4 protein-coding genes are annotated in these 4,668 nt (G+C 62.2%); all 4 read right to left on the reverse strand.

Translation table 11 applies throughout. The features are described from left to right. On the reverse strand, window positions 1–543 hold a 543-nt coding region (locus ABYV26_RS21240; RefSeq protein WP_372683361.1), incomplete at its 3' end, for a sarcosine oxidase subunit gamma SoxG. Between the two features lie 175 nt (window positions 544–718). Further along, the gene (locus ABYV26_RS21245; RefSeq protein WP_372683362.1) at window positions 719–3,634 is read right to left on the reverse strand and encodes a 2Fe-2S iron-sulfur cluster-binding protein; all 2,916 of its coding nucleotides are present in this window, start codon (window positions 3,632–3,634) and stop codon (window positions 719–721) included. Next, the gene (locus ABYV26_RS21250) at window positions 3,631–3,891 is read right to left on the reverse strand and encodes a sarcosine oxidase subunit delta (protein ID WP_372683363.1); all 261 of its coding nucleotides are present in this window, start codon (window positions 3,889–3,891) and stop codon (window positions 3,631–3,633) included. The genes ABYV26_RS21245 and ABYV26_RS21250 overlap by 4 nt, the downstream gene beginning before the upstream one ends. Window positions 3,892–3,904: 13 nt before the next feature. After that, a partial coding sequence (locus ABYV26_RS21255; protein ID WP_372683364.1) for an NAD(P)/FAD-dependent oxidoreductase occupies window positions 3,905–4,668 on the reverse strand: 764 nt, incomplete at its 5' end.

Raw genomic sequence — 4,668 nt, forward strand, 5'->3', positions numbered from 1 at the left:
GTCGCCGTACCCCCGGCTGCAGGTCAGCACGAACCCACCGCTGCCGTCGGCCGCCTTTTCCAGGGTGACGATCTGGCAGGGCACGTGGCAAAAGGGGCCCTGGTAAAGAAAGGGTGCCTGCTTGCCCGGGTCCAGAAAGTCCAGGGCGCTGAGCTTTTCGGCGATATGGAACGCCTTGGGGCCGAACAGGGCCAGAAAGACCGTGGATTCGGTGACGTCGGTGTAGCCTGCAAAATCGGGCAGGGCCGGCGCCGCGGCACCCAAATGATAGATGGAGGTCTGGGTGCGGTTCATGCGGTTGACCAGCGTATCGTTGACCAAGGTGCACGAACCCGGCGTGGCCGGTACCTCAAGGTCGCAGGGTCGCTGCTCGCCGACCTTGCTGTCCTGCAGGTCCCAGCGGGTCTTGTGGGCCAGGTCCACCAGCCAGGGGCCCTGGCCCTCCTCGTCGTATTCCAGCGCCACGGTCCAGTTGTCACGCACCTCGGTGTAGCGGGGGCTGACCTTGAACTGCACCGGCGATTGTCGTTTTATTTCAGTCATTGGCTCTTCCTCATAACCTCAAGAAATTGGTTTGGCTTTTTTTTGTTGCGAAATGGTAGCTTGGGGTTCAGGCCAAGGCCGCAGCATTTTTGCAGCCGCAGGCGTAGCAGCGCTACGTCGAGGATTGCGAAAATGGGAGAACGCCGGCCTGGGCACCAAGATGCCGTTTCGCTTCCTAACTTTTCATGCGCTCGCCTTTGGGATCATAGAACGGCATCTTCACCACCCTGGCATACAGCCGCACGCCGTTGCATTCATCCTCGAAAATTTCCAGCCGGGTGCCGATGTCCGCCAACTGAGACTCCACCAGGGCCATGCCCACGGCCTGGCCGGTGGAAAAGCTCTTGCGCATGGTGGCCACGTAGCCGCGAACCTTGTTGTCGACAATCAGCGCGCCGTCGCGGGCGGGCCGGTTGTCGTCTTCCATGCGGATGCCCACCAGCTTGAGCCGGCCGACCTCTTTTTCGGCCTGGCGCAGGGCCACGGCACCCACGGTCTTGGCCTCGGCCTTCTTGCGGTCCCAGAGGAAGCCCAGTCCCAGATCCAGCAGGTTGGTGCGCTGCTCGGATTCGGAGCCGAGAATGACGTGGCACTTTTCCATGCGCAGCACGTTCTGGGCCTCCACGCCGAAGTTGCGGATGCCGAATTCGGCGCCGGCTTCCTTGAGCATGTCCCAGACCGCCTGGGTATAGGATGCCGGCACGTGAAGCTCGTAGGAGAGCTCACCGACGAATCCCAGGCGCATGGCCCGCACGGAAATGGTGTCCTGGATGGAAAATTCCTGGTATCCGGAAAAGGGAAACGCCTCGGTGGAAAGGTCGACGTCGACGACTTTGGCCAGCACCTTGCGGGCGTTGGGGCCCGAGATGTTGATCACACCCAGGGTGTCGGTCAGGTTGACCAGGGCGAAGTCCCAGCCGTCGAAGCGGGTGTGGTAGCGGATCCACTCCACGGTCTGGCCGGCCCTGGCCGAAGAAGTGGTGAAGTAGTAGTCGTTTTCACCCAGCTTGACCACCACGCCGTCGTCGATGACGCAGCCGTCGTCGTTGCACATGGCCGAATACTTGATGCGGCCTTCTTTGACCTTGCTCATGTCCGAGACATAGACGCGCTGCAGGGCCTTTAAGGCATCGGGTCCGTGGATGCGGAACTTGCCCAGGGTCGAGCCGTCGAGGAGCCCCACGTTGTTGCGCACGTTGAGGATCTCTTCCTTGCAGTCGAAATCTTCGGAGAAATAGCGCGCCCGCTGCCAGACGCCGATGTTGCGGAAGATGCCGCCGTCTTTGATCTGGGAGTCGTGCAGCGGCGTGTGTTTGAACATGTGGTGGTTGTAGCCGGCATAGGTGGCCAGGAAGGTGGGCACCAGCGGCGGACGCACCGTGGTGGGCACCGGTGTGTTGATGGAGGCCGTGTACTTGGCCACGAACAGGGGCAGGTTGTGCCCGGGGATGCCCCCTTGGCCTGGGCCGGTACCGGCCGAGGTAAAGCGTTTGATCAGCTCGGGGACATCGAAGCCCATCTCGATGGCCTGTTTGATATTTTTAATGGTGGTGTCTTCGTCGAAGCAGATGAAGCTCTTGCGGCCCTTGACCGGTGCCGTGACCAGCTTGCAGCCGCGCTCCGGGCCGGGAAGGGCCGCTGCGGCCTTTTCGGCGGCGACGACGAGGTTGCCCATGTCCGCACCGGCGGCAGTCGCTGCCTTGAGGCCGGCCAGGCGGCCGGAGGCCTCGATGGCGGCGGGGTTGTTGACGCCGGTCAGGCGGCCGGCGGGAAACATCCGTTCGGGCAGCGCCGTCGGCAAAAAGTAACCGGTGTGGCTGTCGTAGCCCATCTTGGCCTGGGCCAGGATGAAAGGCCCGGTGACCGGGGTCAGGCCGGCGGACGCCACCAGCAGGTCACAGGGGAATTGGCGTTTGACCGTGCCTTCGACGGTGGAGAGGGTCACCTTTTCCACCTTCTTTCCACCATGGGCCTTGGCGGCCACCCAGCCCTTGAGAACCGGGATCTTGCGTTCGGCCAGGGCCAGCATCAGTTCGGGATTCTGGCCGTCCTCGCGGATGTCGGCTACGCAGTTGATTTTGAGCCCCAGGTCGAAGAGATCGACGGCGGCTTCCAGGCCCAGGTCGTGACCCACGGAAAAGACCGCTTCGCTGCCCGGCAGCAGCCCGTATGTGCGGGCCATGCGATGGGCGCAGCCCACCTGCATGACACCGGGGCGTTCGTTGTGGTCGAAGATCAACGGGCGTTCGATGCAGCCGGTGGCTACCACCACGCTGTCCGATCGGATCTCGATGTAGCGCTCGGTGAAGGCATCCGAAGGCCCTCCCACCTGAAAGGCGGTGATGAGGTTGTTGTTGTAAGCGCCGACCATCGAGGTGTGCGTGAAGGTCCGGATGTTGCCGGTCTGCGCCACTTTTCGGGCCAGTTCACGGGCCCGTTGGTAAAGGGGTGTGCCTTCGGCGGTGGTGCTGACCCGGTAATCGAAGCAACCGCCCAGGTGGGGGCGGGATTCGAGCAGGACCACCCGCTGTCCGGATTCGGCGGCGGCCAGGGCCGCGGTCATGCCGGCGGCGCCGCCGCCGATGACGGTGACTTCGGCCTTGACGAACATCTCGTCGTACTGGCCCTTCATCTGGTAATCGGCCGAAATGACGCCGATACCGGCGGCCTTGCGGATCTGCTTCATCGCCACGGGCCAAATGGAGGCCGGTTTGTGCATGGTCTTGTAGTAGAAGCCGGCCGGCATCATCCAGTCCAGCTTGTCGATGAAGGAAAGCCAGTCGCGGTCGGCCGAGCCTTTGACATTCTGTTCCTTGACGATCATGCCGTCTTTGAGCAGCGTGTTTTCGGTGCGCACATTGGGAACGCCGTTGACGTCCATGCAGGTGTTGCTGCACTCGCCGTCGAGACTGTAGAGCCCGCGGGGGCGGTGGTATTTCAAACTGCGTGCAAAGACCCGGACGCCATTGGCAAAAAGGGCCGTCGCAACCGTATCTCCGGCCACGCCCTGAACGGTTTTTCCCCGGTAATTCAGGGAGCGTTTTTCCGAGGGGGTGATACGGAGTGTGGGCAATTGGTTGAGCCTGTTCATTTGCTTGCCTCCGGTTTAGCCACTTCGAGGTTTTTGGTTGTGTCGCGCCAGGTGGTGAACCAGGATCCGCAGCCATCGCGGTGAAACCACCACTCTTTCTGGACGCCGGCCGTGCACTTGTTCATATGGACATAGTCACACCAGGCGGCAGGGGTAAGCCCCGCTTCGGCCGGGCGCGGACCCTTGTCTTCTCCCCCATAACGGAATTCGTATCCGTTGCGTTGGCCGCAGACGGGGCAGGTGAGTGTTAGAGCCATGATTCAATCTCCTCTAATTGTTGGGCGTATAGCTGACCAGTTCGGCGGTTTCACCCATCAACTGGTGGTTTTCGTAGCGACGCAGGTTGAACGGCTTGAGCATGTCCGGGCAGTTTCCGCTGGCCATGAACTGAGCCATGTATTTGCCGACGGCACTGCAGGATTTGAAGCCGAAATAACCCCAGCCGCAGTCCATGTAGAAGCCTTCGATTTGGTCGTTGCCGTCCATGATGGGCGCCATGTCCGGGGTCATGTCGGCCAGCCCGCCCCAGATGCGCATGAATTTGACACCGCGCAGGCAAGGCAGCCAGTCGGACAGGGCCTCGGCCTGGTGCTTGATGTAATGGGCCGTGTTCTGGGTCGTGTAGTTGGGCCACTGGTCCATGTGGGCGCCGGTGGCGATTTCGCCCTTGAGGGTCTGGTTGGCGTAGCAGTGGTATGCACCGGACGAGACCACGTGGTCGAGCAGCGGTTTGAGCGGTTGGGTGACCATGGCCTGAATCGTGAGCACGGCGATGGGCAGCTTGATGCCCAGCATGTGGTAGATCAGGCCGGCACTGTAGCCGCCGGCACTGACCAGCACCCGGGGCGTATGGATGCGGCCGCGCGAGGTCTCAACGCCGGTGATTTTGCCGCCTTCGGTGTGGATGGCGGTGGCTTCGGTGTGCTGGTGGATGTGCACGCCGAGTTTAGCGGCCCCCTTGGCCAGGCCCCAGACCACGGCATCATGGCGTACGATGCCCCCTGGAGGATGGAACATGGCCCCGTGGATGGGGA

It is taken from the genome of Desulfosarcina sp., assembly GCF_041551955.1.
Classification (GTDB): Bacteria; Desulfobacterota; Desulfobacteria; order Desulfobacterales; family Desulfosarcinaceae; genus Desulfosarcina.

Bases quoted from the DNA above. Each gene is read 5' to 3' on its own strand.
- ABYV26_RS21250 (WP_372683363.1), bottom strand. From the start codon at position 3,891: ATGGCTCTAACACTCACCTGCCCCGTCTGCGGCCAACGCAACGGATAC.
- ABYV26_RS21245 (WP_372683362.1), bottom strand. From the start codon at position 3,634: ATGAACAGGCTCAACCAATTGCCCACACTCCGTATCACCCCCTCGGAA.